The organism is Comamonas terrigena NBRC 13299 (genome assembly GCF_006740045.1).
Taxonomy (GTDB): Bacteria; Pseudomonadota; Gammaproteobacteria; order Burkholderiales; family Burkholderiaceae_C; genus Comamonas; species Comamonas terrigena.
On sequence record NZ_AP019749.1, the window covers coordinates 1,418,820 to 1,443,067 of the forward strand.

Genomic DNA, 24,248 nt, shown 5'->3' on the forward strand with positions numbered 1-24,248 from the left:
TTCAATTCCTTGTCGTGGGGGCGGCTCACAGGGCGGCAGCCTTGGCGTGCAGGCGCTGCACGGCGTTTAGCGACGACAGCACGGCACCTTCCTGCCAAGCAGGGATGAAGGAGATGTGTTCGCCTGCCAGCACCAGGCGGTTGTCGATCTGCGCCATGTTGTCGTAGTGCTGTTCGCGCAAGGTGTCGTTCCAGGCGCCAAAGCAGCCCTGTATCCAGCCCATGCGGTGCCAGGCCACGGAGACGCCGTTGCGGAATTCCTGCTTGTACTGGGGGTGGATCTGGCTGCCGTATTCCACGGCCAGGCGGATGCGTTCCTTGGGTGTCAGCGACGAGAAGCGGTAGGCATTGGTGTTCTCGAAAGCGTAGGCGCCCAGCAGCACGGCGGGGCCGGCGCTCATGTAGTCGTTGGAGGGGTAGGAGATCTGCTGGATGGGCAGGTCGGTGTTGGTGATGCCGCCGTAGATGCGTTCATCCTCCTCCCAGAAGCGGCGCTTGAATTCCAGGCCGATCTTCATGGAGCTGCCGTAGGGCAGGGCCTCGATGCCGGCGCGCATCGTGTCGCCGACCTGGATGTCCATCTGGGCGAGGATGGAGGCCGGAATCGTGCACACGCACCAGTCGGCCTGGACCTGCTGCGGCGCACCGTTGCGGGTGTAGCTGACGGTGACGGCCTTGTCGTTCTGCGCAATCTGGGTGACGCGGGCGTTGTACTGGATGGCCTGGCCCAGGTCCTTGGCCAGGGCTTTGGGCAGCATGTCCATGCCGCCATGGGGCTGGAAGATGGTGCTGTGGAATTCGGTCAGGTTGCCGGCGCCGATCTGCGACCACAGGTTCGACTGCAGGACGTCGTGCAGGGCGATGGGCTGGGAGGCCTTGGCGCGGTCCATCAGGCCGCCGCCCGGGTCGATGTCATAGCCGCGGTATTCGCTGGTGTGCAGGCTGGCGGCGTAGCGGTATTCCTTGTCCAGCGCGCCGTAGCTCTTCAGCGCGGCCAGCAGCTTTTCGGCATCTTCCTTGCGGATCACGGCATCCAGGGCGCCCTGGTTGGTGGCCTTGGCCAGCAGCTCCGACACATGGCCGCGGAAGTCGGTGGAGACATGGCGGAAGCGCTGGGGCTTGCCGCCAAACGCCTTGCTGCTGTGCACATAGGCGTTGTGGTTGACCTGGTTGAACACGTCCAGCTGGATGCCGTAGCGGCGGTACAGGTCCATCATGGCGTGGTGGTTGTGGGGAACACGCCAGGGGCCGGGGTTCAGGTAGTTGCCCTTGGCAAACCCCACGGTCTGCGTGGTGCCGTCCAGCTCTGTGAAGCTGTCGCCACCGCGCAGCGTCCAGGCGCGGCCGCCCGCGCGGTTCTGGTATTCCAGCACGGTGACCTTGTAGCCGGCGTTGCGCAGTTCCACGGCGGCCACCATGCCGGCCAGACCGGCGCCCAGCACCACCACGGAGGCCCCGGGCTTGGCCTTGCCCAGCTGGATGGGGCCGGTGTAGCTGGATTCGGCCGCATGGCCCAGGGAAGTCATGGCCTGATACATCACCGAGCCACCGGCCACCTGGCCAATCATCGAGAGCAGTTTCCGTCTGGTAAGTGGAGTTTTTTGTTCTGGCATAGGTCAGCTTGCTTTCTGTTGACGGCCGCGCGGGAAGTACGCAGACCGCCTTGGCTAGTGCAACTCGTATGCCAGCTTGGATAGATACAGAAAGCGCATGCAGCTATTAAATTTGCACCGCTATGGTTGTGGTGCGCACCAATGCCGTGATGCGAAAAGCTACTTTGGTGCAGCTTTGTGAGCGAGTGTATGAACTTGTTAATTGATGTGTTTTTGGTCGAGCCGTGCCGGGTTGCGCTGCCTGCGCGGGGCGCAAAAAAGCCCGCTCGGAAGCGGGCTGGTGGTGGGATGCGGCTACGGCCCCAGGACCTGCAGCGAGCGCTGCAAGCAGCGGTGGTTCACGCGGAAGGGTGGCTGCTGGAGCGGGCAGCGTCTTCCAGCCGGTCCACTGTGCGCAAGGGCTCGAACACCCGCATCCAGGTGCCCACCACCCCCAGCGTGCACAGGCTGCCGGCAATGGCCGCCGGCACGGCACCAATGGCCGATGCCATGGCACCGGCGCGGAACTCGCCCAGCTCGTTGCTGGAGCTGATGAACAGCATGTTCACCGCATTCACCCGGCCGCGCATGGCGTCGGGCGTGGAGAATTGCACCAGGGCCGAGCGGATGTAAACGCTGACCATGTCCGCAGCACCAGCCACCGCCAGGCAGGCCAGCGACAGCCAGAACCAGTGCGACAGCGAGAAGATCAGGTTGGCCATGCCAAACACGGCCACGGCCGCAAACATCACCTTGCCCACATGGCGCTGGATGGGGCGGGTGCTGAGCCACAGGCCCATGGCCACCTCGCCCACGGCCATCGATGAGCGCAGCATGCCCAGCCCTTCGGGACCGGTGTGCAGCACTTCCTTGGCATACACCGGCAGCAGCGCCACCACGCCGCCCAGCAGCACGGCAAACAGATCCAGCGAGATGGTGCCCAGCACGATGGGACGGCTGCGGATGAAGCGGATGCCTTCTGCGGCGCGCTGCCACATCGTGCCTTCTAGCGGCTGGCGTGGCGCCGCGTAGCGCACGGGCACCACCGCCAGCAGCAGCACGCCCAGCACCAGGGCGACGGCACACACGGCATAGGTCAACTCGCCGCCACCCAGGCCATACAGCAGGCCGCCCAGCATGGGGGCGGCAATGGCCGAGGTGCGCATCAGCATGCTGTTGGTCGCCAGGGCCTGGGCCAGGTGTTCGCGCGGCACGATCTGGGGCAGCAGGCTTTGCATGGCCGGGCTGGTGAAGGCGCGGCTGCAGCCAAACAGCACCAGCACGGCGTAGATGCCGCCCACCCCATGTTCGCCCAGCGTGGTCAGCCACAGCAGCAGACCGGCGCACAAGGCTGCCACGCTCCAGCTGACGGCCAGGATGCGCTTGCGGCTCATGCGGTCGCTCAGATCCCCGGCAGGCACCAGCAGCAGCAGCATGGGCAGGAACTGCGCCAGTCCCACCAGGGCCAGCGACAGCGGATCGCGGGTGATGTCATAGACCTGCCAGGCCACGACGATGGCCTGCATCTGCTGGGCGAAGAAGCCCAGCATGCGGGCAGCGAGAAAGGGAACAAAGCCCGGCTGGCGCAGCGCGCTGCCGTGCACCGGGGTGGGGGCGGTAGAAGACAAGGGGAGACCCGTCGAGGAAGGCACAAGCGCTGCATTCTGGCGCATCTGTCTGCACCATGCCGCCACCTGCGCGTCATGCCAGGTGCATGCCATGGCCGACAATGCGCGGCTTGCAAGGGGGATAGGCATGGTCAAGGGTGTGCTGGCATCGGTGCTGGCTTCGGTGATGTTCGGGCTGCTGTATGCCATGGCGCCCTGGCTGGCTCCGCTGGACGGCGAGCAGATCTTTGGCTGGCGCGTGGTGGTCACCTTGCCGTTCACCACGGCACTGCTGTGGCTGCTGCAGGAGCAGGGACAGTTGAAGGCGATGGTCGCCCGGGTGCGCGCCCAGCCGTCGCTGGTGCTGGGGCTGCTGGCCAGCGCTGCATTGCTGGGGGTGCAGCTGTGGCTTTTCATGTGGGCACCATTGCACGGCAAGGCCCTGCCGGTGTCGCTGGGCTATTTTCTGCTGCCGCTGATCCTGGTGCTGGCAGGGCGCTTGCTGTTTCAGGAACGCCTGACCCGTCCGCAGATGCTGGCTGCGGTGCTGGCCAGTCTGGGCGTGGCGTGGGAGCTGTGGCGCGCGGGCGGGCTGGCGCTGGAAACGGGGATCGTCTGCCTGGGCTACCCGGTCTATTTTGCGCTGCGCCGCAAGCTGGGCACAGACAACCTGGGCGGGCATTGGGTGGACATGGCGCTGCTGGTGCCGGCCGCGCTGTGGTTCATGGCCCGTGCGCCGTCGGGCCTGCTGGTGTGGCAGTCTGCATCGCATCTGCAGGCCATGCTGCCGCTGCTGGGGGTGGTCAGTGCGGCCGGTCTGGCGCTGTACATGCTGGCCAGCCGCTGGCTGCCCATGGGCTTGTTCGGTTTGCTGTCCTATGTGGAGCCGGTGCTGCTGGCCCTGGTGGCGCTGTTGCTGGGTGAGCAGCTGGCGCCCGGACAGCAGCCGCTGTATATCGCCATCTTTGCGGCGGTGGCGGTGCTGGTGGTGGAAGCGGTGGTGCAGCTGCGGCAGGAGCGCCTCCGGAAAGTGGTGTAGACACTGCCGTTCTTGCACGCTGGGTCGAAGGGGCGGCCTGCCGGGCCGGTGGCATCGCGTGCCGGATGTGATGAAAAAACGGGCAATGGCGCCAAAGCCATGCTGGGCGTGGCCTGGGCCGGTTTACAGGCAAGTTATCCACAAGGGCGCCCACACGCAGTGGGCATAAGTCCGGGCAGCGCCTTGGAGGGGCGAGCGCTGTGGGCAGGTGCGTTCTGCCTCGGTGATTTTTCTGGACCGGTGCGCTTGGTGCCTGGCGGCAGTCCCAGCAGCATTGGCATCCGCAGTCGCCGGCGGTGAAACGCCATGGATCGGTACCGGAAACCGTTCGGCGGGAATGTAGGAAAGTGAGGGCGATCTGGCGCTGGCAGTCTGACTTCCCGATCATGCTGACTATTCCTACATGTCCATGGGGTGGGCTATTGAACAATCAATTCCATAGCAAAGGCGTTTTCGACATACCGCGCTCAACCGATACAACGACAGAGGCAGACCATCATGACAATGCAATACATCGGCGCACTCCTGGGTCGTGAAGCCGTCATCGACTTCCCTGAAAGCACTGCCGAAGTCCGTTACACCGTGCGGGGGGATCTGCACTGGAGGGTGCGCGACAAGAACGGCAACATCACGCAAGGGCATGAACGCCTGAGCTATCTGCAACTGTCCGACACGCTGCACTTCCTGAACTGGATCGAAAAGACCGGTTTCACCGTGAGCCAGCTCATCGATACCGAAAACGGCACGGTCAAGGCATTCTGGTCCTATGCCGACGACCAGAGCGAGCGTGGCCACCGCGCTTCCATGTTTGTGGACGGCAAGTTTCGTTTCAACTGATAGCGGGTTGCCCCGCTGGTGGGCGGGGCCGGGAGCTGAATTCCCGCAGGCCAGGCGGATGCACGCTGCGTTCTTTGCCGCCGGGGGAGCAGACAGGAGAGAGGGAAATTGAAATCGGGGTTATGGCTGCCTACCGTGCAGCCGTTTTTTTGTCTGCGCGTGGTCGGTGTTTTGTTTGCGTGCTGTCTGTCTGCCGCCCCGCTGTCAACGTTCCGGCCGTGATGTCCCGTTACCGGGCCTGTGAACCTGGTGCACACCCATGCCGAACCTCGGCAAAAAGCTGTGCCCAAAGAAAAGCCATGCGGGGGCACTGCATGGCTTTTGAGAGGGCTGCGATGGCGACGCAGGCCGCTGGATGGCGGCGCGTGCGGATCCGCAGTCAGCGTGGTTTGACGATTTCCGACTCCACCACCATGTCCAGCACATAGACATAGCGCGAGGCATCGGCCGGAACCTGCTTGCGTTCGTAGCGTTGCACGCGCAGCACGTTACGCACGCCGGGTTCATGGCGGTAGCCTTCGATCTCGGTATAGAACAGCTGCCAGGGGCCGACTTCGGTCTTCAGGCCGCGACTGTCGTACTGGACCGAGCGCACCTTGAGGCACTGCATGGGAGCCACGCCGCTGCAGGCTTCACGTTGCGGTGCCACTTCCAGGAACTCGCGCACGCCTTCGCTGCCGTACAGCGTGGCGGGCGTGGGCTTGCCCTGCAGCTCCCAGCGACCGCCGTCCTTGAAGGTCAGGGTCAGCGTGGGGGCGGCAGGACCTTCGGCCGTACGCAGCTGCCAGCTGTCGAGCTGGGCCAGGCGCTGTGCCACGCGTTGCTCCAGTTCCATCAGCGAACGGTTGTTGCAGGCGCGCATGGTGGACACCAGCTGTTCCACCAGGATGCGGTTGCCGTCCAGCGTGTAGCGGCCGGCCAGCTGGTTGCACAGGTTGTGCACGCTCAACATGCCTTCGCTGGTGAAGTCCAGCTGCACATCCTTGCCTTCCACGCCCGGGCCGCTGGGCTTCCAGCCTGCCTGCTCCGCGCCCTGGGCCGTGCTGGCGCGCTGCAGCAGCCAGTGGTGGCCGCTCAGAATGCGGGCGGCGGAGGGCGCTTGCGATGGAGCAGGACGGGTTTGTGTCACAGGAGAAGCCGAGGAAGATGAAGCCGAGGGCTGGGCGCAACCGGCCAGCAGACCCAGGCACAGGCTTGCGACCGCGACAGGTTGCCATGGGGCGCGCAGCGCATGGGAAGAGGGTGTCAAATGTTTCACAGTGATGGGACAGGGTGAATGGACGGAAGTTCAGTCTCGTAGGCGGTTTGGTGCCGCAGCGTCGCAGCAGCCGCCCTTGCTGTGTCAGACGATATCGTGATCTTCGCCCAGTCGTGTATCTGGTTTGTGCGTGTATTCCACGTAAATGGCAAACAAATGTATTGCGGCGGATGGCGCACATGGAGGGAACCTTGCGTGCCATCGGCCCTCCTATCTGGGCGCCATCGTGGGCGAGATAAAATGGCCTGCCTGGAGCGTGTGATGGCCTCTCGTGGCCGGGTTGCAGCGTGGAGCCTTCTGGAAGTCCTGTGCAGCCAACTCACCGCGGGTTTGCATGCATACCGCATGCAGCGCGATATGGAGTGCATGGGGTGCGGATGAGAGCAACTGGGCAAATACAAGGGCCCGCAGCCAAGGCGGGATGGGCAATGGCCATGGCGACAGCCGCCATGCTGGCAGGGTGCGGGGGCAGCTCCACGCTGCAGACGCTGCCGCCGCAGGAGAGCTTCACGTCGGCTGCCACCTTCTCGCGCATGTTCGATGCGCGGGCCGAGCAGACCTGCGAAGCGGCGCGGCGCGCCTTGCTGAGCCAGGGCTACATCATCGACACCAGCCGCAAGGACCTGGTGGAAGGCAACAAGAACTTCCAGCCCGAGGCAGAACGCCATCTGCAGATGCACATCCGTGTGGTGTGCGCTGCCGAGTCGGCCGATGGCAAGCTGAGCGTGGGTTTTGTCACCGCCTTGCAAGACACCTACGCCCTGCGCAAGGCCAGCAATTCGGCCAGCGTGGGGGTCAGTGCACTGGGCTCGCTGTCGCTGCCGTTCTCGGCGGGGCACGACTCCATGATCAAGGTCGGCAGTGAAACTATCCAGTCGGAGCGTTTCTACGAAAGCTTTTTCGAGTTGATGCGGCGCTATCTGCTGGTGGACGTGGCAGATGGAACGCCCTCCTCTGTCGAATCGGCCAGTTCGAAAAAACCTTGACACCTGGCGCGCGCGCCGCCGCTGTGCACCATCCTGCTGCAGACAATGCGGCGGGATAAGTTGAAAAAATCTTTTCAGGTCGGCGCATCTTGCCTGTGCCGGCAACGCGGTGACTGCCGTTGCAGGCACAGGCTCCGCTGAGTGGCTTCGGTTGCTTTCGAAGGGAGACCCTCCTTCGTGCGCGCAGGCCGACGGCGATGGGCCACGGCACCCTCCGTGTCCGTGGTGCCGGTGGAAAAGCAGGGCGCTGTCAGGCAGCCAGGAACAAGGCCGGGTCCACCATGGTGCGGTTCAGCATCACGCCCCAGTGTAGGTGCGGGCCCGTCACGCGGCCGGTGGCGCCCACCTGGCAGAAGCGATCGCCGGTGCGCAGCACATCGCCGACCTTGCAGTCGGTGCGGCTCAGGTGGCAGTACATGCTCAGCAGGCCGGCACCGTGGTCCAGCCACACGGTACCTCCGTTGAAGAAGTAGTCGCCCACATCCACCACCGTGCCGAGCAACGGTGCCACGATGGGCGTGCCCGTGGCGGCCGCAATGTCCATGCCGCTGTGCGGATTGCGTGCCTGGCCGTTGAAGATGCGGCGCAGGCCAAAGCTGCTGCTGCGCCGGCCGGGCACGGGCTGCTGCATGCGCAGTGGCCCCAGATCGGGCGGCGGGGCGCTGAAACGCTCCATGATGGTCTGCTGGTGGGCGCGTTCGCGCTCGTGGCGGGCCAGATCGTCGGGCGCCAGGTCCACGGTCTTGGGGGAGACCTTCAACCGCTGCTCGGTGTATTTCTTGTCCTGCACCTGGTAGCGCAGTGTGCGCTCACGTGCTCCGTCCTGCACCTGCACCGTATGGGAGCCAGGTTTGGTGGACAGGGGGATGCCCACCACCGCCGTCCACTCGATCATGTCGCCCAGCACGAGCACCGGCACATCGCCGGAGCGTACCTGGGGGCGTTGGGGGGCCGGGCCCAGTGACAGGCGTGCCACGCCGCCGGGGACGCGGCTGTCCTGGGGCCACAGTCCATTGTCAGCGGCAGCCAGGGTGGGAAAAGGGAGTGCGGCCAGCGCACCCATGCCCGCCAGGGCTTGCATGGCACGGCGGCGGGAGGGAAGGTGGCTGAAATGGAGCGGTGCAGCAGACATGCGGTGGTGCAGGACGTAATGTGGGGAGGGATGTGGGCATTGTGAAGCGCGCCCGGCGTGGCTGCAGCAATTCCTGGCGCAGCCATGGGGTTGGGCAGGTGGTCGGGGCTGCGGATGGCATGCGCTGGCGATAGTGGATGGCGCAAGCTGCCGCCACCGTCTGTCAACGGGAATATGGTCTGGAACGTTGAGCTAACACAAGCAGGCCGGCATTTGAACGGCCTGCTGCTTTTTCTGCCGCTTTTGCGCACTCCCTATCCATGTCCTCCAGAAATGCCTGGCTTGACCAGGCCAAAGGGTTCGCCTGCCTGCTGATCGTTTGCCACCATCTGGCCTTCTATGGGCCGATGTCGGATGTGGTCAAGCCGGTGGCGACCCTGTTGATGGACTGGCTGTTCGACTATGCGCGCATGGCGGTGCAGGTGTTCCTGGTGCTGGGCGGCTACCTGGCCGCAGCCGGTCTGGCACCGCAGGGGTTGACGCGCCATGCCCAGCTGCTTCCGTTGCTGGGCAAGCGCTTTGTGCGCCTGGTGCTGCCTTTTGCCGCAGCGCTGGCCGTGACCATTCTGCTCACAGAGCTGGTGCGCAACATGGGGTTCGAACACGATTCCATGTCGGCCCCCCCCACCTGGGCCCAGCTGCTGGCCCACCTGTTCCTGCTGCATGGCGTGGGGGGCTGGGAGTCCCTGTCTGCAGGCGTCTGGTATGTGGCCATCGACTTCCAGCTCTACGCCGCTGCCGCGCTGTGGATCTGGGCCTGCCACCGCCTGGCACAGGCGCCGTTGGCCGCCAAATCTGCCGCGAAGGGCGGTGCCGCAGCGGCGCCAGCTGCCAGCCGCTGGCCGCTGACCCTGGTGCAGGCCGGCATCGTGGTGCTGGTGGCGGCATCGCTGTGGGACTGGAATCTGGACAGCGGTCTGGACAACTGGGCCATCTATTTCTTTGGTGCCTACGGTCTGGGCATGATGGCCTGGTGGGCAGCACACAGCCCGCGCCCCATGGGCCGCTGGGTCTGGGCGGCGGCCATGCTGGTGCTGGGCGCTGTGGCGCTGTGGATCGAATGGCGCACCCGCATTGCCCTGGCGCTGACCACGGCCCTGGTGCTGGCGCTGGCCGGAGCGGTGTCCTGGTCTGACCGCCTGCTGCAATGGCGCTGGTCCCCGCTGCAGCAGCTGGGCCAGATGTCGTACTCCGTGTTCCTGATCCACTTCAGCATCTGCCTGCTGGTGAATGCCGTGTGGCACATGCTGTGGCCCGAAGGCGCGTTCATCAACAGTATCGGGCTGGTGCTGGCGGTGGGCCTGTCGGTGGCTGCCGGCCATCTGCTCTACCGCTATGTGGAAACCCAGAGTGCCAGCTGGCTGGAACTGCTGCGCTGGCAGGCCGGCACCATGGGGGTGGGTGCAGCCGTGGCGCTGAACCTGATCTGAAGCCGGTGCACACCCGGCGGTCGGTACGGACCTGCCAACTTTCCAATCGATACGCTGGGCAGAGCATGCCGACCACATGGCGTGGCGCCCGCAAGGCCGGTGCTGCCGGGCGGGTGTGCCGCACGCGGGCTTGTTGATCTGGCGCAGAGGCTTTGCATTCCCCCGTGGCACTGGTACTGCGGCGGGCAGCAGGCTTTTTATGATGGGGCAGTGCTTTTTGAAAGGATGGGTTGCCCCATGCAGATGTTCCAGATCGTGGTGATTGGCGCCGGCGAGACCGGTACCCCTTTGTTGCAGCAGATGTTGAATGCACCGTTTGTGCAGGTGCGCGGTGTGGCCGACCTGGACCTGAACCAGCCCGGTATCGCCCTGGCGCGCCAGCACGGCGTGCATGTCACCACCAATTTCATGGAGCTGGTGGACCACACGGTGGACATCATCATCGATGTCTCCGGTGCGCCCAGCGTGCGTGAGATCCTGCGCAGCAACATGGTGGACACGGGCAACACCCACACCCTGATCGTGCACGAATCGATTGCGATGCTGATGATGTCGCTGTCTGCCGGCCGCCTGGTGGCCAGCAAGCACGGGAATATGGAATACGCCTGAAATCGGCGTGCCGTGCCGGTTGCCGGTGCACCGGATGCATCCGCCACCATCGAAAAGGACTGCCTGGGCAGTCCTTTTTGCTTGGCGGTCTGCCGCCAGTTCGCGTGTGCGCCGCGCACTGCCTAGTTCACCCCAGAAAAAAGGCTGCCGGATGGCAGCCTTTCAGGCAGGCGCGGGGGCGCTTACTTGCCCCAGGAGTCCTTCAGGCCGGTGATCTTGTTGAACACCGGGTGGGCCGCGCTGTGGTCCTTGCGGTCGGCCACAAAGTAGCCAAAGCGCTCGAACTGGAACTTGTCGTCGGGCTGGGCCGCCTTGAGCGAAGGTTCCACATAGGCGGTCACGACCTTGAGGCTGTCGGGGTTCAGCAGGGCCAGATAGTCCTTGCCGCCGGCATCGGGCTGGGCATCGGTGAACAGGCGGTCGTACAGACGCACTTCCGCTTGCAGCCCGTCCTGCACGCCCACCCAGGTGATGGCCGCCTTGACCTTGACGCTGTCGGCGCCGGGGGTGCCGCTCTTGGTGTCGGGCACCACGGTGGCCAGCACCTTGGTCACGTTGCCGTCGGCGTCCTTCTCGGCACCGGTGCATTCGATCACGTAGCCGCCCTTCAGGCGCACCTTGTTGCCGGGGAACAGGCGCTTGTAGCCCTTGGGGGGAACTTCGGCAAAGTCTTCGCGCTCGATCCAGACCTCGCGGCCCAGGGTGAAGTGGCGGTTCGGTGCCGTGGCCGGCTCGTCGCCGTGGTGGGGCAGGGCCGGCAGTTGGCACTGTTCCAGGTGGTCGGCACTGCCAAACACCTCGGCCCAGTTGGTGAGTTCCAGCTTGACCGGGTCCAGCACCACCATGGCGCGGTGGGCCTGGTTCTCAAGGTCTTCGCGCAGGCAGCCGTCCAGTGTGGCGTAGTCGATCCAGCTGTAGTCCTTGGTCACGCCGATGCGTTCGCAGAAATTGCGGATGGACGCAGGGGTGTAGCCCCGGCGGCGCAAGCCGACGATGGTGGGCATGCGGGGGTCGTCCCAGCCGGTCAGCGTACCGCTGTCCACCAGGTGCTTGAGCTTGCGCTTGCTGGTGACCACATAGGTCAGGTTCAGGCGGGCGAACTCATACTGGCGCGGCTGGGGGGCATCGATCAGGCCGCCAGCGCGCAGGTGGTCCAGCAGCCAGTCGTAGAACGGGCGCTGGTCTTCGAACTCCAGGGTGCAGATGGAGTGGGTGATGTGTTCGTACGCATCCTCGATCGGGTGGGCGAAGGTGTACATCGGGTAGATGCACCACTGGTTGCCGGTGTTGTGGTGCTCGGCATGGCGCACGCGGTAGATCGCGGGGTCACGCAGATTGATGTTGGGGGCGGCCATATCGATCTTGGCACGCAGCACGGCGGCGCCATCGGCCAGCTTGCCGGCCTTCATATCGGCAAAGCGGGCCAGGTTCTCGGACACGCTGCGGTCGCGGAACGGGCTGTTCACGCCGGGGCGGGTGAAGTCGCCCCGGTTGGCCTTCATGTCCTCGGCCGATTGCTCATCCACATAGGCCAGGCCCTGTTCGATCAGGTACACGGCGCAGCGGTACATGAAGTCGAAATAGTTGCTGGCGAAGTACAGGTTGTTGTTGCCCTGGGGATCCTTCCAGTCAAAGCCCAGCCACTGGACGGCATCCTTGATGCTGTCCACATATTCCTGGTCTTCTTTTTCCGGGTTGGTGTCGTCAAAGCGCAGGTGGCACACGCCGCCAAAGTCGCGTGCCAGACCAAAGTTCAGGCAGATGGACTTGGCGTGGCCCACGTGCAGATAGCCGTTGGGCTCGGGCGGGAAGCGGGTGCGGATCTTGGCCTCGTCCACCTGGCCTTGCTGGTGGTGCTGCGCATCGCCCGGCGTGCCACCCCAGTGGCGCTGGGCGTAGGTGCCTTTTTCCAGGTCGGCTTCGATGATTTGGCGCAGGAAGTTGGTGGGTTTGACCACTTCCGGCGCATTGCTGGTGGTATTGACGGGGGTGCTCATAGGGGCGTCATTGTAGGCGGCTGGCCGCCACTGCAGCGTTGCCTGCGCGCCATGCCCGGGTCTGCACAAGGGCGCGGGGTGGTGTGATCGGGGCCTCCAACGTCAAGAAACGTTAAGTCACAAAAGTAGCAGGAATGCTGACATCCAAAAACAGGCCTGCCACGTTAAATATGCAAGCAGGGTGTGTGGCCTGTGCCGCAGCCACCCTTCCTCCCCCGCAGAACGAGGAGATACAACATATGTGGAAAAACCCCATCCCCGCCCTGATCGTCGCTGCCGCCGCATTGGCTGGCTCGGTGGGCACGGCCCAGGCCGGTGGCAATATCAGCTGGTCTGTGGGCATCAATGCCGGTCCCCCCGTGGTCTATGGCCCGCCGCCCGTCTACATGGCGCCGCAACCGGTGTATGTGGCACCGCCGCCGCGCTATTACGCACCGCCGCCGCGCGTGGTGTATGCACCGCCGCCCGTCATGCTGTGGGCGCCGCCGCCGCCTCCCCCCCGTGGCTGGCACCACCACCGCCACCACGACCGCGGTTATGACCGGGGTTACCGTGGCCATGGCCACGATTACCGCCGCTGAGCTTCAGAAAATTTCCGTTCCCGTCGCCTACTGATACACCGGGTGGCGGGGCCGGGGCGTTTTTGTATCTGGCCCCATGCCTGCGATCGCCGGCATGGGGTTTGTTTTTGGCTGCGGCGCATGGCTTGCGCACAGCGCCAGGTTGGCTGCAGATACAGACAAACTAGGGTTTATGCCTAGAGTTGGTGGCGGTCGCGGCTGCTTCGCCGTCGAAGTGTCCGCAATTGTCGAAAAACTGTCATCACCAGCACCGATCGCCCTGGAGTGGCGCCGCATAATCGGCGGCAGTCGCTGGAGTGTTTGCATGCAAAAAACCGTCTTTGTTCTCAATGGCCCGAATCTGAACCTGCTGGGCACACGGGAACCTGCCATCTATGGTGCTGACACCTTGGCCGATGTGCAGGCCTTGTGCGAGGCCGCCTGTGCCCGCCATGGCCTGGCATTGCGCTTTCACCAAAGCAACCACGAAGGCCAGCTGATCGACTGGATCCACGAAGCCGGCCGCCTGCATGCGCAAGGCCAACTGGCGGGCCTGGTGTTCAACGCTGGGGCCTTCACCCACACCAGTGTGGCGTTGATGGATGCCGTCAAGGGCACGGGCGTGGCGCTGCTGGAGCTGCACATTACCAACGTGTTTGCGCGCGAGGCCTTCCGCCACCACTCCTATCTGTCGCCGGTGGCACGCGCGGTGGTGTGCGGCCTGGGCGTGCAGGGCTATGCGCTGGCCATCGATGCCGTGGCCCAGTGGTCCGCAGCAGGCTGAACCTCCTGATCCGAATCCCCCCTCTGAGAGTGCGCTGTGCTTGAGACATTTGAACGCGATGACAACCTGCCCGAGCTGGGCTGGGCCGATTTTCCGGAAGCCATGACCGCCATGGCCGCCGGCCAGCTGCAGTCCATCGAAGCCCGCAAGGTGCTGGCCAAGGGGGAGCGGGTGGAGCACCCCCATGCCAATGGGCACACGGTGCTGCACCACTGGAGCCCGGCCGAGCCCAATGGCCAGCCGCCGGTGGTGCTGTTCCATGGCGGCAGCGGCAGCTGGACGCACTGGGTGCGCAGCATCATCCCGCTGACCGAAGCCGGCCACGACGTGTGGGCGGTGGATTTGCCGGGCTTTGGCGATTCGGACGCCGTGGCCGGTGCCCATGACGCCGATGGCATGCTCGACACCCTGGCGCAGATGCTGCAGGAACGCTTTCCGCTGCAGCCGGTGCAGCTGGTGGGCTTCTCGTTCGGCGGCATGACGGCCGGAATGCTGGCTGCCGCCCATCCGCATGTGGTGCAGCAACTGGTGATCGTTGGCGCCCCCGGCATCGGTCTGAGCGCCAAGCACCCGTTCCAGCTCAAGGGCTGGCGCCATCTGAAGTCGCCCTATGCCCAGCTGCAGACCCATGTCTACAACCTGGGGGAGCTGATGCTGTGCGATCTGAAAAAGATCACCCGCGATACCGTGGCCCTGCATGTGGCCAATGTGCAGCGCGACCGCTTGCCGCGCCGCCGCATCTCCAGCACCGACATTCTGGTCAAGTCGCTGCTGAAAGTGACCTGCCCGGTCACCGCCATCTATGCCGAGCGCGACGCCCTCTACCCCAAGCTGCTGGACGAGGTGGAAACCTTGCTGGCCACCAGCGCCCGCAATTTCCAGGGCATGCACCGCGTGCCCGATGCAGGCCACTGGGTGCAGTACGAAGCCCCGGAGGCCGTGCACGCCCTGCTGTTGCCCATTCTGGCGGGCCCGCAGCCGGTGGAGGCCTGAGAGGCCTGGGACCATGCGCTGGCAGCTGCACGAGGACGAAGTCACCTGGACCGCCATCCGCGCCCAGGGGGCGGGCGGTCAGAATGTGAACAAGGTCTCCAGCGCCGTGCACCTGCGCTTCGATGTGGCCGCGTCTTCGCTGCCCGATCTCCTCAAGGAGCGCCTGCTGGCGCGCTGCGGCCATGACCAGCGCTTCACGCTGGACGGGGTGGTGGTCATCAAGGCCCAGGCCCATCGCACGCAGGAACGCAATCTGCAAGACGCATTGCAGCGCCTGCGCGAGCTGCTGGCCGAAGTCGCCCACACCCCCAAGACCCGCAAGGCTACCCGGCCGACCCGCGCCAGCCAGCAGCGCCGCGTGGATGGCAAGAAACGCGCCGGGGAAACCAAGGCCGGGCGGCAGAAACTGCAGTTCTGACGCGGTCCGTGCTGCAGCAGCGCGCCAGAAGCGCGCACAGCGGGAAAAAATGTGCCTATCGGCCCCCCGCATGTCTACACCGCCCCATACGGGCACACGGGCTTTCACTGCGCAATGACTGACGTACCGATCTTGAAGAGATGGCTTGCCATGGCCGAGGATGACGCCATCGTCGTCGACCTGGACGACATCCACCACGAGGCCTTGGCCAATATGTGGAGCTTTTCTCCGGACGACGACGCGGCTTCGGACCTGCGGCCTGAAGACCTTGCCCACTTTGTCGGCCAGGTGTTGGAAGCGCGGCGGCGGCGACTGGTGGCGGATGGGCATGCGGCCATGCTGTTCTACTGCTGGCATGACGCGCAGACCCGGCAGCTGCGGTTCAGCCTGGTGTCCGCCGCGCATGGCCGCCTGCCGTTTCGCATAGCCCTCCAGCACGAAGCGACCCCCATGGCAATTGCGGAGCGCATCGTCCATGGCGACTGGTGCAACCCGCAATGGGGCCAGGCTTCCGACAAGGACATGGCGGACGACGCGGTGCCCTGCCTGTCGGTGTTTGTGGCACAACTGCCCTGAATCCGCCGCCCGGCGTGCAACGGGCAGGCCTGAACACTGGCGCCGGACACACTGCGGCCTATTGAATTCAATTTCAGAACAATATGTGGCAGTAATGGCGGCTAGTGCAACAGTGGCCGCGCCCCTACATTCACTGGGTAGGCCGTTGGCTGCGCACAGCGCAGCGGCGGCCCCTGTAGGAAAGCCTTGCCATGACCACCTCTTTGCCGAATCTGTCCCCCACCGCTGACATGCCTGTACAGCGCCTGCCTGCCTTGTTTGTCTCCCACGGTTCGCCCATGTTTGCCGTCGAGCCTGGGGACACCGGACCGGCCCTGCAGCGCTGGGGCAGCGCGCTGCGTGCGGAGTACCCGCAGCTGCGCGGGGTGGTGGTGATGTCGCCGCACTGGATGAGCCGGGGGCTGGAGGTGATGGCGGCGCTGCAGCCCGAGACCTGGCACGACTTTGGCGGTTTTCCCCGCCTGCTCTACAGCCTGCAGTACCCGGCCCCGGGCGCCCCCTTGCTGGCACAGCAGGTGGCGCAACTGTTGCAGGCCGCCGGCCAGCAGCCGGTGCTGAACCCCAAGCGCCCGATGGACCACGGTGCCTGGGTGCCGTTGATGCACCTGTTCCCCCAGGCCGATGTTCCCGTGGTGCAGCTGTCGCTGCCAGCCGATGCGGATGCGGCGGCGGTCTACGCCCTGGGCCAGGCCCTGCGCCCGCTGCGCGATGCCGGGGTGCTGCTGGTGGGATCGGGCAGCATGACGCACAATCTGCGCGACTTTGTCACCGGGCAAAGCGGCGGCCGGCTGGACTATGTGCAGCCTTTCAGCCGCTGGATCGAGGAGCGCATCACGGCGCGCGATACCGCCGCGCTGCTGGACTGGCTGGAGCAGGCCCCACAGGCGCGGCGCGCCCACCCGACGGATGACCATTTCCTGCCGCTGTTCTTTGCGCTGGGTGCCGGTGGACCGGGCACCACGGCCAGCTACCTGAGCCGTGAAGTGCAGTACGGCATGCTGGCCATGGACAGTTTTGCGTTGCAGGATGTGCCTGCAGGTGAGCACGCGGCCGCTGCGCCATTACAGTGAAGCCCGGACATTTTCAGCAAGGACCACCCATGGACACCCCCGCACTCCAACTGCCGCTGAATGGCTATATCCGCCCCGCCCAGGCCGCACCGGAACAGGCCTGGCTGCTGGTGCTGATGCACGGCGTGGGCAGCAATGCCCAGGACCTGTTCAGCCTGGCTCCCTATGTGCCACCCCAGTTCCACGTGCTTAGCCTGCAGGCGCCGTACGCCATGGGGCCGGATGCGTTCGCCTGGTTCCAGTTCAGCGTCAACCCAGACGGCAGCCGCACCATTGCGGCCGACCAGGAGCAGCACAGCCGCGCCCTGGTGGCCCAGACCGTGCGGCAGGCCGCCGAACAACTGGGCGTTCCGCCCGAACGCGTGGTGGTGGGCGGCTTCAGCCAGGGCGGCATCATGAGCCTGAGCCTGCTGCTGACCCAGCCCGCGTTGCTGCACGCCATCTGTGTATGGCACAGCCGCCTGCTGCCCGAGGTGCTGCCGCTGCAGGTGCCGCCCGCGCAACTGGCAGGCCGCCAGGTGTGGCTGAGCCACGGTACGCAGGACAACGTGATTCCGCTGACCAGCGCCCACCTGACCCGTGCCCGGCTGGAGCCGTTGCCGGTGCAGCTGCGCTACCACGAGTACCCCTGCGCCCACACCATCCACCCCGACGAACTGCGCGACTGCGTGCAGTGGCTGCAGGGCCTGACGGCCGCCGCGTAAGCACCGCACCGCAGCAGGTCTGCACTGCAGGGTGCTCAGGCCGCTTGCGCGGACGCAAGGGCCGGCCGCCCTGCAACTTCCGGTGCCGGGATGGCACATGTATCTGTGTACACGCGCTGTGCCCCATCTTCCGGCACCCACAGGCGGCCGCCCAGTCCGTGTTCGGCTGCCAGCGCGTGCACCTGGGCGCGGGTGGTGGGACAGTGGTCCAGCGCTTCCAGGTGGTTGACCACCAACTGGCCGGGCCAGCAGGCCGCAGCCCGCACCATGTCGTGGGCATCCATCAGGATCTCGCCACCCAGGTCAAAGCGGGCGCCGCCGGCGGGCAGTACGGCCGCACCGGGCTGCAGCCGCTGCAGGCAGTCACGCACGGCGGGGGTCGGCACGGTGTCGCCCGCCAGGTAAACGGACGGGTTGCCTGGCAGCTCCAGCAGGTAGCCGTGGCCGTGCTCCATCAACCGACCACCCAGCCCCGGCCGTGCACGCAGGGGACCGGGGTGATCTGCCCTCCCAGCGGCCAGGACTGGCGGCCGGGGCCTTCCAGTGCCACCGTCTGCAGCCCGCGCTGGCGCAGGTAGGCGGCATCGTGCGGCATGCAGAACACGGGAATCTGGCGTTCGCGCAAAAAGCGCTTGCCGGCGCGGTCCAGGTGGTCGAAGTGGCCGCGCTGGCAGTGGGTGATGAGGGCGTGGGTCACACGTTCCAGCACGGCTTCGGTGTTGTCTGGCAGCTCGGCGATGGGATTGCGCTGCCGGGCCTTGCCGGTGAGCCGCAGGTAGCGCAGCGCGGGCAGGGTGGCGCGGGGCGCCAGCATGGGGTCGACCAGCAGGCCGACGGGGCGGCCCTGGCTTTCGAACTCCAGAACGATGGTGGCATTGCGCAAGTGGGTGATGAGCATGGAAGACGCCTTGGCGGTGGGAACATGGGCGCATTGTTCCCAGGCACCAGGTGGCTGAAAATGGCAAGATTGGTCAATCTATTTGCCATTCATGCCAAGCGCTGTGCCTCCGCCCGTTTCACCACCCAGGCCCACGCGCCTGGCCTTGCTGCTGTACCCTGGCTGTATGCCGGGTGGCCTGTTTGCCGTGGCCGACATGGTGCGCGCCGCCAACCTGCGCGCGCAGCGCACGCTGTACGAGCTGGTGTGGGCCGGGGTGGACCTGCAGCCGGTGCCGACCTGGCAGGGGCCGGGACTGTAGCCCGCGGTGACGCTGGCCGCGGCGGCCGCCGATGTGGTGCTGGTGCCCGGGTTGTGGCTGTCGTCCGCCAGCGACCTGCAGCGCCCCTTGCAGCAACTGACCCCGCTGGTGCGCGCCCTGCAGCAGTTGCCTGCTGCGACCCGGCTGTGGAGCTATTGCGCCGGCGTGGTGCCGGTGGCGGCCAGCGGGCGTTTGCACGGCGAGGCGGCCACCGCCACCTGGTGGCTGCGCGAGGCGCTGCACACCCACTTTCCCCGGGTGGACTGGCGCTTTGACGAGGCCGTGGTGCAAGGGCAGTCGGTGCTGACGGCGGCCGGAGCCCATGGCTATGTGCCGCTGATGCAGCAGGCCCTGGCCGCACAGCTGGCGCCGGCCGAACTGCGCGACCTGCAGAACCTGCTAATGGTGCCCCGGCCGGCAGCGGTGCATCCTCGGTTCGCGGGCCTGGAGCTGACGGCGCTGGCCGACGACAACCTGCGCCGCGCCTGGATGCTGGTGCAGCGCACCGCCGCCGCCGAGCTGCGTCTGGCGGCATTGGCCCACACGCTGCATGTGTCACCACGCACCCTGGCACGCCGGGTGCGCGCGCAGACCGGGCTGGCCGCCGCGCAGGGGATGCGGCACATCAAGCTGCGGCAGGTGGCCGATGCCCTGTGTGAAACCCGGCAACCGCTGAAGCGGATTGCCGAGGACCTGGGCTTTGCCAGCGAGGCCAGTCTGATCCGCGCTTTCCGGCAGGTGACAGGCATGACGCCCATGGCATACCGCATCGCCCATGCCTGAGTGAAGGGCTGCGTGCTGGAGACAAAGGAACACCTCGGGCGCTAGGGTGCAGCCTGCCTGCAGCAGGTTGGTTAGGCAACGTTCTGAAACTCTATGAATGCGACCGCGGCGTACAGCCTCCTCCAAAGAGGAGGGGGCGGGCGGCATCTGCCATCGCTGCTGCCGTCGCCGCAGCAGTCGGGGCTGCCTTGTGCCCGAGCCGGGGCGCCGCGGCTCTTTTGATTAATGCATGCAGTGCAGTGGTGATCTGCATCTGCATGGATTGTGGCGCTGCATGTGCATGAATACCATGGCTTTTTTCATTCCATTGAAGGAAACAGCCATGGCCATTGCCATTCGTGTGCACAGCACCGGAGCCCCTGAAGTGATGCAGCTGGAGAGCATGGAGCTTGCAGCGCCCGGCCCGGGAGAAGTCTGTCTGGAGCAGACGTCCATCGGCGTCAATCCGCTGGATGTCAGCCAGCGCAAAGGGGCCGTGCCCATCCCACTGCCGTCCGGACTGGGGTTAGAAGGTGCGGGGCGGGTGACGGCGGTGGGGGCTGGGGTGTCCAGCGTGCAGGTCGGGGACAGGGTAGCCTACGCCACCGGCCCTTTGGGGGCCTATGCCAGTGCACGGCTGTTTCCGGCGGACCGGCTGGTGCGTCTGCCGGACACCCTCAGCAACGACGCCGCGGCAGCGGTGCTGTTCAAGGGCATCACGGCCCAGTACCTGCTGAAGACCACCGGCCAGGTTCGCCCGGGCTCCACGGTGCTGGTCTATGGCGCCGCCGGGGCGCTGGGGCAGTTGCTGTGCGCCTGGGCCCGCCATCTGGGGGCGCAGGTGCTGGGTGTGGTGTCCAAGCCGGCCAGCGTGGCGCGGGCCGAGGCCAGCGGCTGCCATGCCGTCTTTGTCTTTGACGCGCAGACCCTGGCGTCCCAGGTGGCGCAGGCCACGCAGGGGCGCAAGGTGGATGTGGTGTACGACCCCATTGGGCGGGACACGTTTGCCGCCTCGCTGGACTGCCTGCGTCCCCGCGGGCTGATGGTGTCGTTCGGGGCCACATCGGGGCTGCCGCCTGCCGTCGAGGTGGGCGTGCTCAATGCCAAGGGCTCGCTGTTCCTGACGCGGCCTTCCCTGGCGGCGCACACGGCGTCCGCCGAGGAATACCAGAGCCGGGCCCGGGACGTGCTGGACGCCGTGGCCAGCGGCATACTCACGCCGCAGATCTGGAAAAGTTACGCACTGGCCGATGCGGCCCTGGCGCATGCGGACCTGGAGCACGGGCGCTCCCAAGGCGCGATCATTCTCAACCCCTGATATTCACATTCAACGCACGCCATGGAAATGCCCGACAGCCAGCACACGGATGAGCTCGCCACCCTGCTGGCGCTGTCGGAGCAGCACTCGTTTGCGGCCGCTGCCCGGGTGCTGGAGCGCCATCCGTCGGTCCTGTCCAAGCGGATCCAGGCGCTGGAGCGCAGGCTGGGCGTGCGCCTGGTCGAGCGCACCACACGCAGGCTGAGTCTCACCCGCGAAGGCCTGCAATTGGTGGAAAAGGTGCGCCAGGCGGCCAACTGGATACGGGATGCCGAGCGGGAAGCGGCGCAAGGGGCCACCGAGGTGCGCGGACGGCTGCGCCTGGCCCTGCCTGCCACCATGGGGCGGCGCTGGATCAGTCCCATGGTGGCCGGTTTTGCCCTGGCCTACCCGGAGGTGGTGCTGGAGGTGGAATACAGCGAGCGCATCGTGGATGTGGTGGGCGAGCGTTTCGATGCCGCCATCCGCATTGGCAATCTGCCCGACAGCGGCCTGGTGGCAACGCGGCTGTGCGACCAGTACCGGATCCTGTGCGCATCGGCCGCCTACCTGGCGCGGTGCCCGGCGCCCGCCAGTCCAGCGGATCTGGCCCGGCACAACTGCCTGGGCTATACCGGCTTGCTGTCCTTTCCGGAATGGACCCTGGTGCAGGCCGACCGGCAAGGAGCTGCCCCGACCCGCCAGTCGCTGCGCGTCACCGGCTCCATGCGCAGCAATGACAACGAGGCGTTGCTGCATGCGGCGCTGCAGGGGGTGGGCATTGTTGCGGGCAGCGACTGGCATCTGCTGCCTGCCGTGCAGTCTGGGGCGCTGGTGCGTGTGCTGCCCGAGTGGACGCTGGGCGAGGCCGGTGGCATCTATCTGGTCCGCCCCTCAGGGCAGTACCAGACAGCGGCCTTGGCGGCGTTCAGGCAGTGGATCAGCGAGCGCTTTGCGGCCGTGCCCTGGCGCCGCCATGCCGGGGCGTCGTAACCCGGCCGCAGGCCAAACTGTGGCTGCACACAGGCAGCCAACGTCAGCGTCAGCGGGCCAGGCGCCCAAAGAAGGCGTCCAGCGCATGGACTACGGTGGGCAGTTCCTCGGCCATGCGTTCGCGGTCCACCCAGTAGCCTTCACAGGCCACGGCAAAGAACTCGGCCGGGGCTTCGGCCCCGTAGGCATCCAGCCAGGGAGCCGGCTGGCCAAAGCGTTCATGGCGGATGACCAGATCGCGAAAGCGTTCGTAGGCATCACCCCAGACGGCGCTCCAGGCCTGGCGGGCGGCGCTGGCACTGGTATGGCCCATGAACCCCCGGGGCAAGGGCGGGCAGCCGTTGGCGTGGCCGTCGTGCATGTCCAGCTTGTGGGCGAATTCATGGATCACCACATTGGTGTGGCCGCCATGGGCGGCGTGGCCGGGCTGCACGGCGGCCCAGCTGAGCATGACGGGGCCGCCTTCCATGGCTTCGCCCATCAGCTCTTCCCGGTAGTGGTGTACCACACCCGCTTCGTCCACCACCTTGCGGCGGGCCACCACGTCGTCCGCATGCACGACGATGCCGACAAAGTCGTCGTACCAGCGCAGGGCGTCAGCGGGTTCGCCGAAATACAGCAGCAGCACACAGGCCTGGGCGGCAATGGCCACGGCCATGGCGTCGGTGATGACCAGGCCATGGGCGCCGGAAAACTCCTTGCGCTGCAGGAAATGCGCCACCAGCTGTTGCAGGTGGGCGTCTTCGGCGGGCGTGAGGCGTTCCAGGAAGGGGTAGGTGGCGACGGTGGCCTGCCACAGTGCGGCCGGTACCGGTGCGGGAGGCAGTGCACCCGCGCGCACGGCTGCGCGGCGGGCCCAGGTGGGGAGAACGCGCTGCCAGTCCATGCAATGCCTCAGCCGGCGCAGGCCGCCTGCGGAGACAGGCGCTGCCAGCCGGCGGGGGTCAGGCGCAGCACTTCGCTGCGCTGGGTGTCGGCATCGATGTGCCAGTCGCTGGTGACAATGCGCCAGCGGTGGCCGTCCAGCGCATGGTCGGCAGGCTGGTGGGTGTGGCCGTGTACCAGCCAGTGGGCCTGGGCGGCATCCATCCAGGTGGCGGTCATCTGCGCATCGGTGTCGGCGTAGGGGGCACCGGCCTGCTTGCGTTGTTCGCTTTCCGTGCGGGCGGATTTGCCGATGGCACGGCGCACGGCCAGCGGCTGGGCCAGCACCTGCTGCTGCCAGGCGGCAGAGCGCGACAGGGTGCGGAACTGCTGGTATTCCACATCGTCCAGGCACAGCGCATCGCCATGGCTGAGCAGGATGCGGCGCTCGCCCCAGACCAGCACGGTAGGGTCGGCCAGGGCGGTCATGCCGGTGCGCTGCATCAGCAGATCGCCGGCCAGAAAGTCGCGGTTGCCGACCATGAAAAACAGCGGCCGCTGTGCGGCGGCTTGTTGCAGGATTGCGGCGCATTCGGCCTCAAAGCTGCCCGGCTCATCCAGCGCGTCGTCGCCCACCCAGACTTCAAACAGGTCGCCCAGCAGGAACACGGCATCGGCGGGGGTGTGCGCCAGATAGTCGCGCCAGGCCTGCACGGTCTGCGGCTCCGAGGGCTGCAGGTGCAGGTCCGAAATGACATCGACCGTGCGCCAGGTGGGCGCAGCCTGCAGCTGCGCCACCGGGGGCACGGTCGTACGGGGATCTGAACTCACTCGAAGAATCAGTGATTCCGGCCGCTGCGCGCCAGCCTGTGCAGCTGGCGGAGCCCATGTGCGCGGCAGCCCGCAAGGGCCGTCCCGCAGCACGGGCTGTCCTCCCATGGAGGTAAGCCGCGCAGCGGCCCAGGGGGATCAGAGGGCCACGGCCTTGTCGATCACCACGGCGTCAAAAGGCACGTCGTCGTGGAAGCCCTTGCGGGTGGTGCGCACCTTCTTGATGGCGTCGATCACGTCTTCGCCCTTGACCACCTTGCCGAACACGGCATAGCCCCAGCCTTGGCCGGTGGGGGCGGTGTGGTTCAGGAAGCTGTTGTCCACGGTGTTGATGAAGAACTGGGCCGTGGCGCTGTGCGGATCGCTGGTACGGGCCATAGCGATGGTGTACTTGTCGTTCTTCAGGCCGTTCTTGGCTTCGTTCTCGATGGGTGCCGCGGTTTCCTTTTGCTTCATGTCAGCCGCAAAGCCGCCGCCCTGGATCATGAAGTTCTTGATCACGCGGTGAAAGATCGTGCCGTTGTAGAAGCCTTGGTTCACGTAGTTCAGGAAGTTTTCCGTGGACTTGGGGGCGTTCACTGCGTCCAGTTCCAGCGTGATCACGCCGGGGGTGGCGGTGTCGGCCACGTTGATGGTGATGTGCAGTTCGACTTGTGGGTTGCTCATGGCGTGTCCAATCTTGAATCTAAAGGGGGTGAGGGGGGATGCCGG

At 66.1% G+C, this 24,248-nt stretch carries 26 protein-coding genes; 16 read left to right on the forward strand and 10 right to left on the reverse strand.

The features are described 5' to 3' along the window. Positions 1-25: 25 nt before the first annotated feature. The gene (locus CT3_RS06510) at positions 26-1,612 is read right to left on the reverse strand and encodes a flavin monoamine oxidase family protein (protein ID WP_066538985.1); all 1,587 of its coding nucleotides are present in this window, start codon (positions 1,610-1,612) and stop codon (positions 26-28) included. 338 nt (positions 1,613-1,950) lie between these two features. Then, positions 1,951-3,264 (reverse strand): MFS transporter, encoded by a 1,314-nt coding sequence (locus CT3_RS06515; protein ID WP_172591866.1) that lies wholly within the window; start codon positions 3,262-3,264, stop codon positions 1,951-1,953. An 82-nt stretch (positions 3,265-3,346) separates the two neighbouring features. Here CT3_RS06515 and rarD point away from each other — a divergent pair, with 82 nt between their 5' ends. Beyond that, complete coding sequence (gene rarD, locus CT3_RS06520; RefSeq protein ID WP_066538983.1) at positions 3,347-4,237, forward strand: EamA family transporter RarD; 891 nt, start codon at positions 3,347-3,349, stop codon at positions 4,235-4,237. Positions 4,238-4,735: 498 nt separating this feature from the next. Continuing rightward, positions 4,736-5,074 carry a MoaF-related domain-containing protein gene (locus tag CT3_RS06525; protein WP_066538981.1) on the forward strand — a complete coding sequence of 113 codons (339 nt, stop codon included), beginning with the start codon at positions 4,736-4,738 and terminating at the stop codon, positions 5,072-5,074. 379 nt (positions 5,075-5,453) lie between these two features. On the opposite strand, the gene CT3_RS06530 is transcribed toward CT3_RS06525, so the two are convergent. Beyond that, entirely contained in the window at positions 5,454-6,203 is a 750-nt protein-coding gene (locus CT3_RS06530) for an META and DUF4377 domain-containing protein (RefSeq protein ID WP_066538979.1), read from the reverse strand. A 563-nt stretch (positions 6,204-6,766) separates the two neighbouring features. Between CT3_RS06530 and CT3_RS06535 the strand changes: the two genes are divergently transcribed. After that, complete coding sequence (locus CT3_RS06535) at positions 6,767-7,318, forward strand: DUF2242 domain-containing protein (RefSeq protein WP_083520537.1); 552 nt, start codon at positions 6,767-6,769, stop codon at positions 7,316-7,318. 250 nt (positions 7,319-7,568) lie between these two features. On the opposite strand, the gene CT3_RS06540 is transcribed toward CT3_RS06535, so the two are convergent. Further along, positions 7,569-8,450 carry a peptidoglycan DD-metalloendopeptidase family protein gene (locus CT3_RS06540; protein ID WP_066538975.1) on the reverse strand — a complete coding sequence of 294 codons (882 nt, stop codon included), beginning with the start codon at positions 8,448-8,450 and terminating at the stop codon, positions 7,569-7,571. A 260-nt stretch (positions 8,451-8,710) separates the two neighbouring features. On the opposite strand from CT3_RS06540, the gene CT3_RS06545 reads away from it, so the two are divergent. Next, a complete protein-coding gene (locus tag CT3_RS06545; protein WP_066538973.1) occupies positions 8,711-9,880 on the forward strand; it encodes an acyltransferase family protein in 1,170 nt (389 codons plus the stop codon). A 237-nt stretch (positions 9,881-10,117) separates the two neighbouring features. Continuing rightward, positions 10,118-10,489 carry an oxidoreductase gene (locus CT3_RS06550; protein ID WP_066538971.1) on the forward strand — a complete coding sequence of 124 codons (372 nt, stop codon included), beginning with the start codon at positions 10,118-10,120 and terminating at the stop codon, positions 10,487-10,489. A gap of 182 nt (positions 10,490-10,671) precedes the next feature. Here CT3_RS06550 and CT3_RS06555 read toward each other — a convergent pair whose 3' ends face one another. After that, a complete protein-coding gene (locus tag CT3_RS06555; RefSeq protein WP_066538969.1) occupies positions 10,672-12,486 on the reverse strand; it encodes a glutamine--tRNA ligase/YqeY domain fusion protein in 1,815 nt (604 codons plus the stop codon). A 239-nt stretch (positions 12,487-12,725) separates the two neighbouring features. On the opposite strand from CT3_RS06555, the gene CT3_RS06560 reads away from it, so the two are divergent. From CT3_RS06560 to CT3_RS06590, 7 genes are all read left to right on the forward strand, one after another. Next, positions 12,726-13,067, forward strand: a complete 342-nt coding sequence (locus CT3_RS06560; RefSeq protein ID WP_066538967.1) for a hypothetical protein — start codon at positions 12,726-12,728, stop codon at positions 13,065-13,067. Between the two features lie 304 nt (positions 13,068-13,371). Next, complete coding sequence (gene aroQ, locus CT3_RS06565) at positions 13,372-13,830, forward strand: type II 3-dehydroquinate dehydratase (RefSeq protein WP_066538965.1); 459 nt, start codon at positions 13,372-13,374, stop codon at positions 13,828-13,830. Positions 13,831-13,866: 36 nt separating this feature from the next. Continuing rightward, positions 13,867-14,823: an alpha/beta fold hydrolase gene (locus tag CT3_RS06570; RefSeq protein ID WP_227657863.1), complete on the forward strand. Its 957-nt coding sequence runs from the start codon at positions 13,867-13,869 to the stop codon at positions 14,821-14,823. A 13-nt stretch (positions 14,824-14,836) separates the two neighbouring features. Further along, positions 14,837-15,241 carry an alternative ribosome rescue aminoacyl-tRNA hydrolase ArfB gene (gene arfB, locus CT3_RS06575; RefSeq protein WP_066538963.1) on the forward strand — a complete coding sequence of 135 codons (405 nt, stop codon included), beginning with the start codon at positions 14,837-14,839 and terminating at the stop codon, positions 15,239-15,241. Positions 15,242-15,391: 150 nt separating this feature from the next. Continuing rightward, positions 15,392-15,817: a hypothetical protein gene (locus CT3_RS06580; protein WP_066538961.1), complete on the forward strand. Its 426-nt coding sequence runs from the start codon at positions 15,392-15,394 to the stop codon at positions 15,815-15,817. Between the two features lie 191 nt (positions 15,818-16,008). Then, positions 16,009-16,887, forward strand: coding sequence for a DODA-type extradiol aromatic ring-opening family dioxygenase (locus tag CT3_RS06585; protein WP_066538959.1), 879 nt, complete (start codon positions 16,009-16,011; stop codon positions 16,885-16,887). Between the two features lie 29 nt (positions 16,888-16,916). Beyond that, positions 16,917-17,591: an alpha/beta hydrolase gene (locus CT3_RS06590; protein ID WP_066538957.1), complete on the forward strand. Its 675-nt coding sequence runs from the start codon at positions 16,917-16,919 to the stop codon at positions 17,589-17,591. A gap of 35 nt (positions 17,592-17,626) precedes the next feature. Here CT3_RS06590 and CT3_RS21190 read toward each other — a convergent pair whose 3' ends face one another. Together CT3_RS21190 and CT3_RS21195 are read right to left on the reverse strand one after the other, a co-directional pair. Continuing rightward, positions 17,627-18,046, reverse strand: a complete 420-nt coding sequence (locus tag CT3_RS21190) for a hypothetical protein (protein WP_227657864.1) — start codon at positions 18,044-18,046, stop codon at positions 17,627-17,629. Continuing rightward, the gene (locus CT3_RS21195; RefSeq protein WP_227657865.1) at positions 18,046-18,489 is read right to left on the reverse strand and encodes an MBL fold metallo-hydrolase; all 444 of its coding nucleotides are present in this window, start codon (positions 18,487-18,489) and stop codon (positions 18,046-18,048) included. The genes CT3_RS21190 and CT3_RS21195 overlap by 1 nt, the downstream gene beginning before the upstream one ends. A 91-nt stretch (positions 18,490-18,580) precedes the next feature. Here CT3_RS21195 and CT3_RS06600 point away from each other — a divergent pair, with 91 nt between their 5' ends. The 4 genes from CT3_RS06600 to CT3_RS06615 all read left to right on the forward strand — a co-directional run bounded on the left by CT3_RS06600 (position 18,581) and on the right by CT3_RS06615 (position 21,842). Further along, the gene (locus CT3_RS06600) at positions 18,581-18,790 is read left to right on the forward strand and encodes a hypothetical protein (protein ID WP_127446189.1); all 210 of its coding nucleotides are present in this window, start codon (positions 18,581-18,583) and stop codon (positions 18,788-18,790) included. A gap of 6 nt (positions 18,791-18,796) precedes the next feature. Next, positions 18,797-19,573 carry a helix-turn-helix domain-containing protein gene (locus CT3_RS21200; protein WP_227657866.1) on the forward strand — a complete coding sequence of 259 codons (777 nt, stop codon included), beginning with the start codon at positions 18,797-18,799 and terminating at the stop codon, positions 19,571-19,573. 322 nt (positions 19,574-19,895) lie between these two features. Next, entirely contained in the window at positions 19,896-20,870 is a 975-nt protein-coding gene (locus CT3_RS06610) for a quinone oxidoreductase family protein (protein ID WP_066539473.1), read from the forward strand. Positions 20,871-20,891: 21 nt separating this feature from the next. Beyond that, positions 20,892-21,842 carry a LysR family transcriptional regulator gene (locus CT3_RS06615; RefSeq protein ID WP_066538955.1) on the forward strand — a complete coding sequence of 317 codons (951 nt, stop codon included), beginning with the start codon at positions 20,892-20,894 and terminating at the stop codon, positions 21,840-21,842. 49 nt (positions 21,843-21,891) lie between these two features. Here the strand turns inward: CT3_RS06615 and CT3_RS06620 are convergent, their stop codons facing one another. The 3 genes from CT3_RS06620 to CT3_RS06630 all read right to left on the reverse strand — a co-directional run bounded on the left by CT3_RS06620 (position 21,892) and on the right by CT3_RS06630 (position 24,203). Next, entirely contained in the window at positions 21,892-22,728 is an 837-nt protein-coding gene (locus CT3_RS06620; RefSeq protein ID WP_066538953.1) for a M90 family metallopeptidase, read from the reverse strand. Between the two features lie 8 nt (positions 22,729-22,736). Beyond that, entirely contained in the window at positions 22,737-23,537 is an 801-nt protein-coding gene (locus tag CT3_RS06625; RefSeq protein ID WP_066538951.1) for a UDP-2,3-diacylglucosamine diphosphatase, read from the reverse strand. Positions 23,538-23,675: 138 nt separating this feature from the next. After that, positions 23,676-24,203, reverse strand: coding sequence for a peptidylprolyl isomerase (locus CT3_RS06630; protein ID WP_066538950.1), 528 nt, complete (start codon positions 24,201-24,203; stop codon positions 23,676-23,678). Positions 24,204-24,248 lie beyond the last annotated feature (45 nt).

What these genes read in the sequence shown, in the direction of transcription:
- CT3_RS06515 (WP_172591866.1), bottom strand. Translation starts at nt 3,264, where the DNA reads ATGCGCCAGAATGCAGCGCTTGTGCCTTCCTCGACGGGTCTCCCCTTG.
- CT3_RS06610 (WP_066539473.1), top strand. Translation starts at nt 19,896, where the DNA reads ATGGCCATTGCCATTCGTGTGCACAGCACCGGAGCCCCTGAAGTGATG.
- CT3_RS06555 (WP_066538969.1), bottom strand. Translation starts at nt 12,486, where the DNA reads ATGAGCACCCCCGTCAATACCACCAGCAATGCGCCGGAAGTGGTCAAA.
- CT3_RS06615 (WP_066538955.1), top strand. Translation starts at nt 20,892, where the DNA reads ATGGAAATGCCCGACAGCCAGCACACGGATGAGCTCGCCACCCTGCTG.
- CT3_RS06560 (WP_066538967.1), top strand. Translation starts at nt 12,726, where the DNA reads ATGTGGAAAAACCCCATCCCCGCCCTGATCGTCGCTGCCGCCGCATTG.
- CT3_RS06600 (WP_127446189.1), top strand. Translation starts at nt 18,581, where the DNA reads ATGCCAAGCGCTGTGCCTCCGCCCGTTTCACCACCCAGGCCCACGCGC.
- CT3_RS06550 (WP_066538971.1), top strand. Translation starts at nt 10,118, where the DNA reads ATGCAGATGTTCCAGATCGTGGTGATTGGCGCCGGCGAGACCGGTACC.
- CT3_RS06525 (WP_066538981.1), top strand. Translation starts at nt 4,736, where the DNA reads ATGACAATGCAATACATCGGCGCACTCCTGGGTCGTGAAGCCGTCATC.
- CT3_RS06630 (WP_066538950.1), bottom strand. Translation starts at nt 24,203, where the DNA reads ATGAGCAACCCACAAGTCGAACTGCACATCACCATCAACGTGGCCGAC.
- CT3_RS21195 (WP_227657865.1), bottom strand. Translation starts at nt 18,489, where the DNA reads ATGCTCATCACCCACTTGCGCAATGCCACCATCGTTCTGGAGTTCGAA.
- CT3_RS06585 (WP_066538959.1), top strand. Translation starts at nt 16,009, where the DNA reads ATGACCACCTCTTTGCCGAATCTGTCCCCCACCGCTGACATGCCTGTA.
- CT3_RS06540 (WP_066538975.1), bottom strand. Translation starts at nt 8,450, where the DNA reads ATGTCTGCTGCACCGCTCCATTTCAGCCACCTTCCCTCCCGCCGCCGT.
- CT3_RS06580 (WP_066538961.1), top strand. Translation starts at nt 15,392, where the DNA reads ATGGCCGAGGATGACGCCATCGTCGTCGACCTGGACGACATCCACCAC.
- CT3_RS06545 (WP_066538973.1), top strand. Translation starts at nt 8,711, where the DNA reads ATGTCCTCCAGAAATGCCTGGCTTGACCAGGCCAAAGGGTTCGCCTGC.
- rarD (WP_066538983.1), top strand. Translation starts at nt 3,347, where the DNA reads ATGGTCAAGGGTGTGCTGGCATCGGTGCTGGCTTCGGTGATGTTCGGG.
- CT3_RS21190 (WP_227657864.1), bottom strand. Translation starts at nt 18,046, where the DNA reads ATGGAGCACGGCCACGGCTACCTGCTGGAGCTGCCAGGCAACCCGTCC.
- CT3_RS06590 (WP_066538957.1), top strand. Translation starts at nt 16,917, where the DNA reads ATGGACACCCCCGCACTCCAACTGCCGCTGAATGGCTATATCCGCCCC.
- CT3_RS06510 (WP_066538985.1), bottom strand. Translation starts at nt 1,612, where the DNA reads ATGCCAGAACAAAAAACTCCACTTACCAGACGGAAACTGCTCTCGATG.
- arfB (WP_066538963.1), top strand. Translation starts at nt 14,837, where the DNA reads ATGCGCTGGCAGCTGCACGAGGACGAAGTCACCTGGACCGCCATCCGC.
- CT3_RS06620 (WP_066538953.1), bottom strand. Translation starts at nt 22,728, where the DNA reads ATGGACTGGCAGCGCGTTCTCCCCACCTGGGCCCGCCGCGCAGCCGTG.
- aroQ (WP_066538965.1), top strand. Translation starts at nt 13,372, where the DNA reads ATGCAAAAAACCGTCTTTGTTCTCAATGGCCCGAATCTGAACCTGCTG.
- CT3_RS06535 (WP_083520537.1), top strand. Translation starts at nt 6,767, where the DNA reads ATGGCGACAGCCGCCATGCTGGCAGGGTGCGGGGGCAGCTCCACGCTG.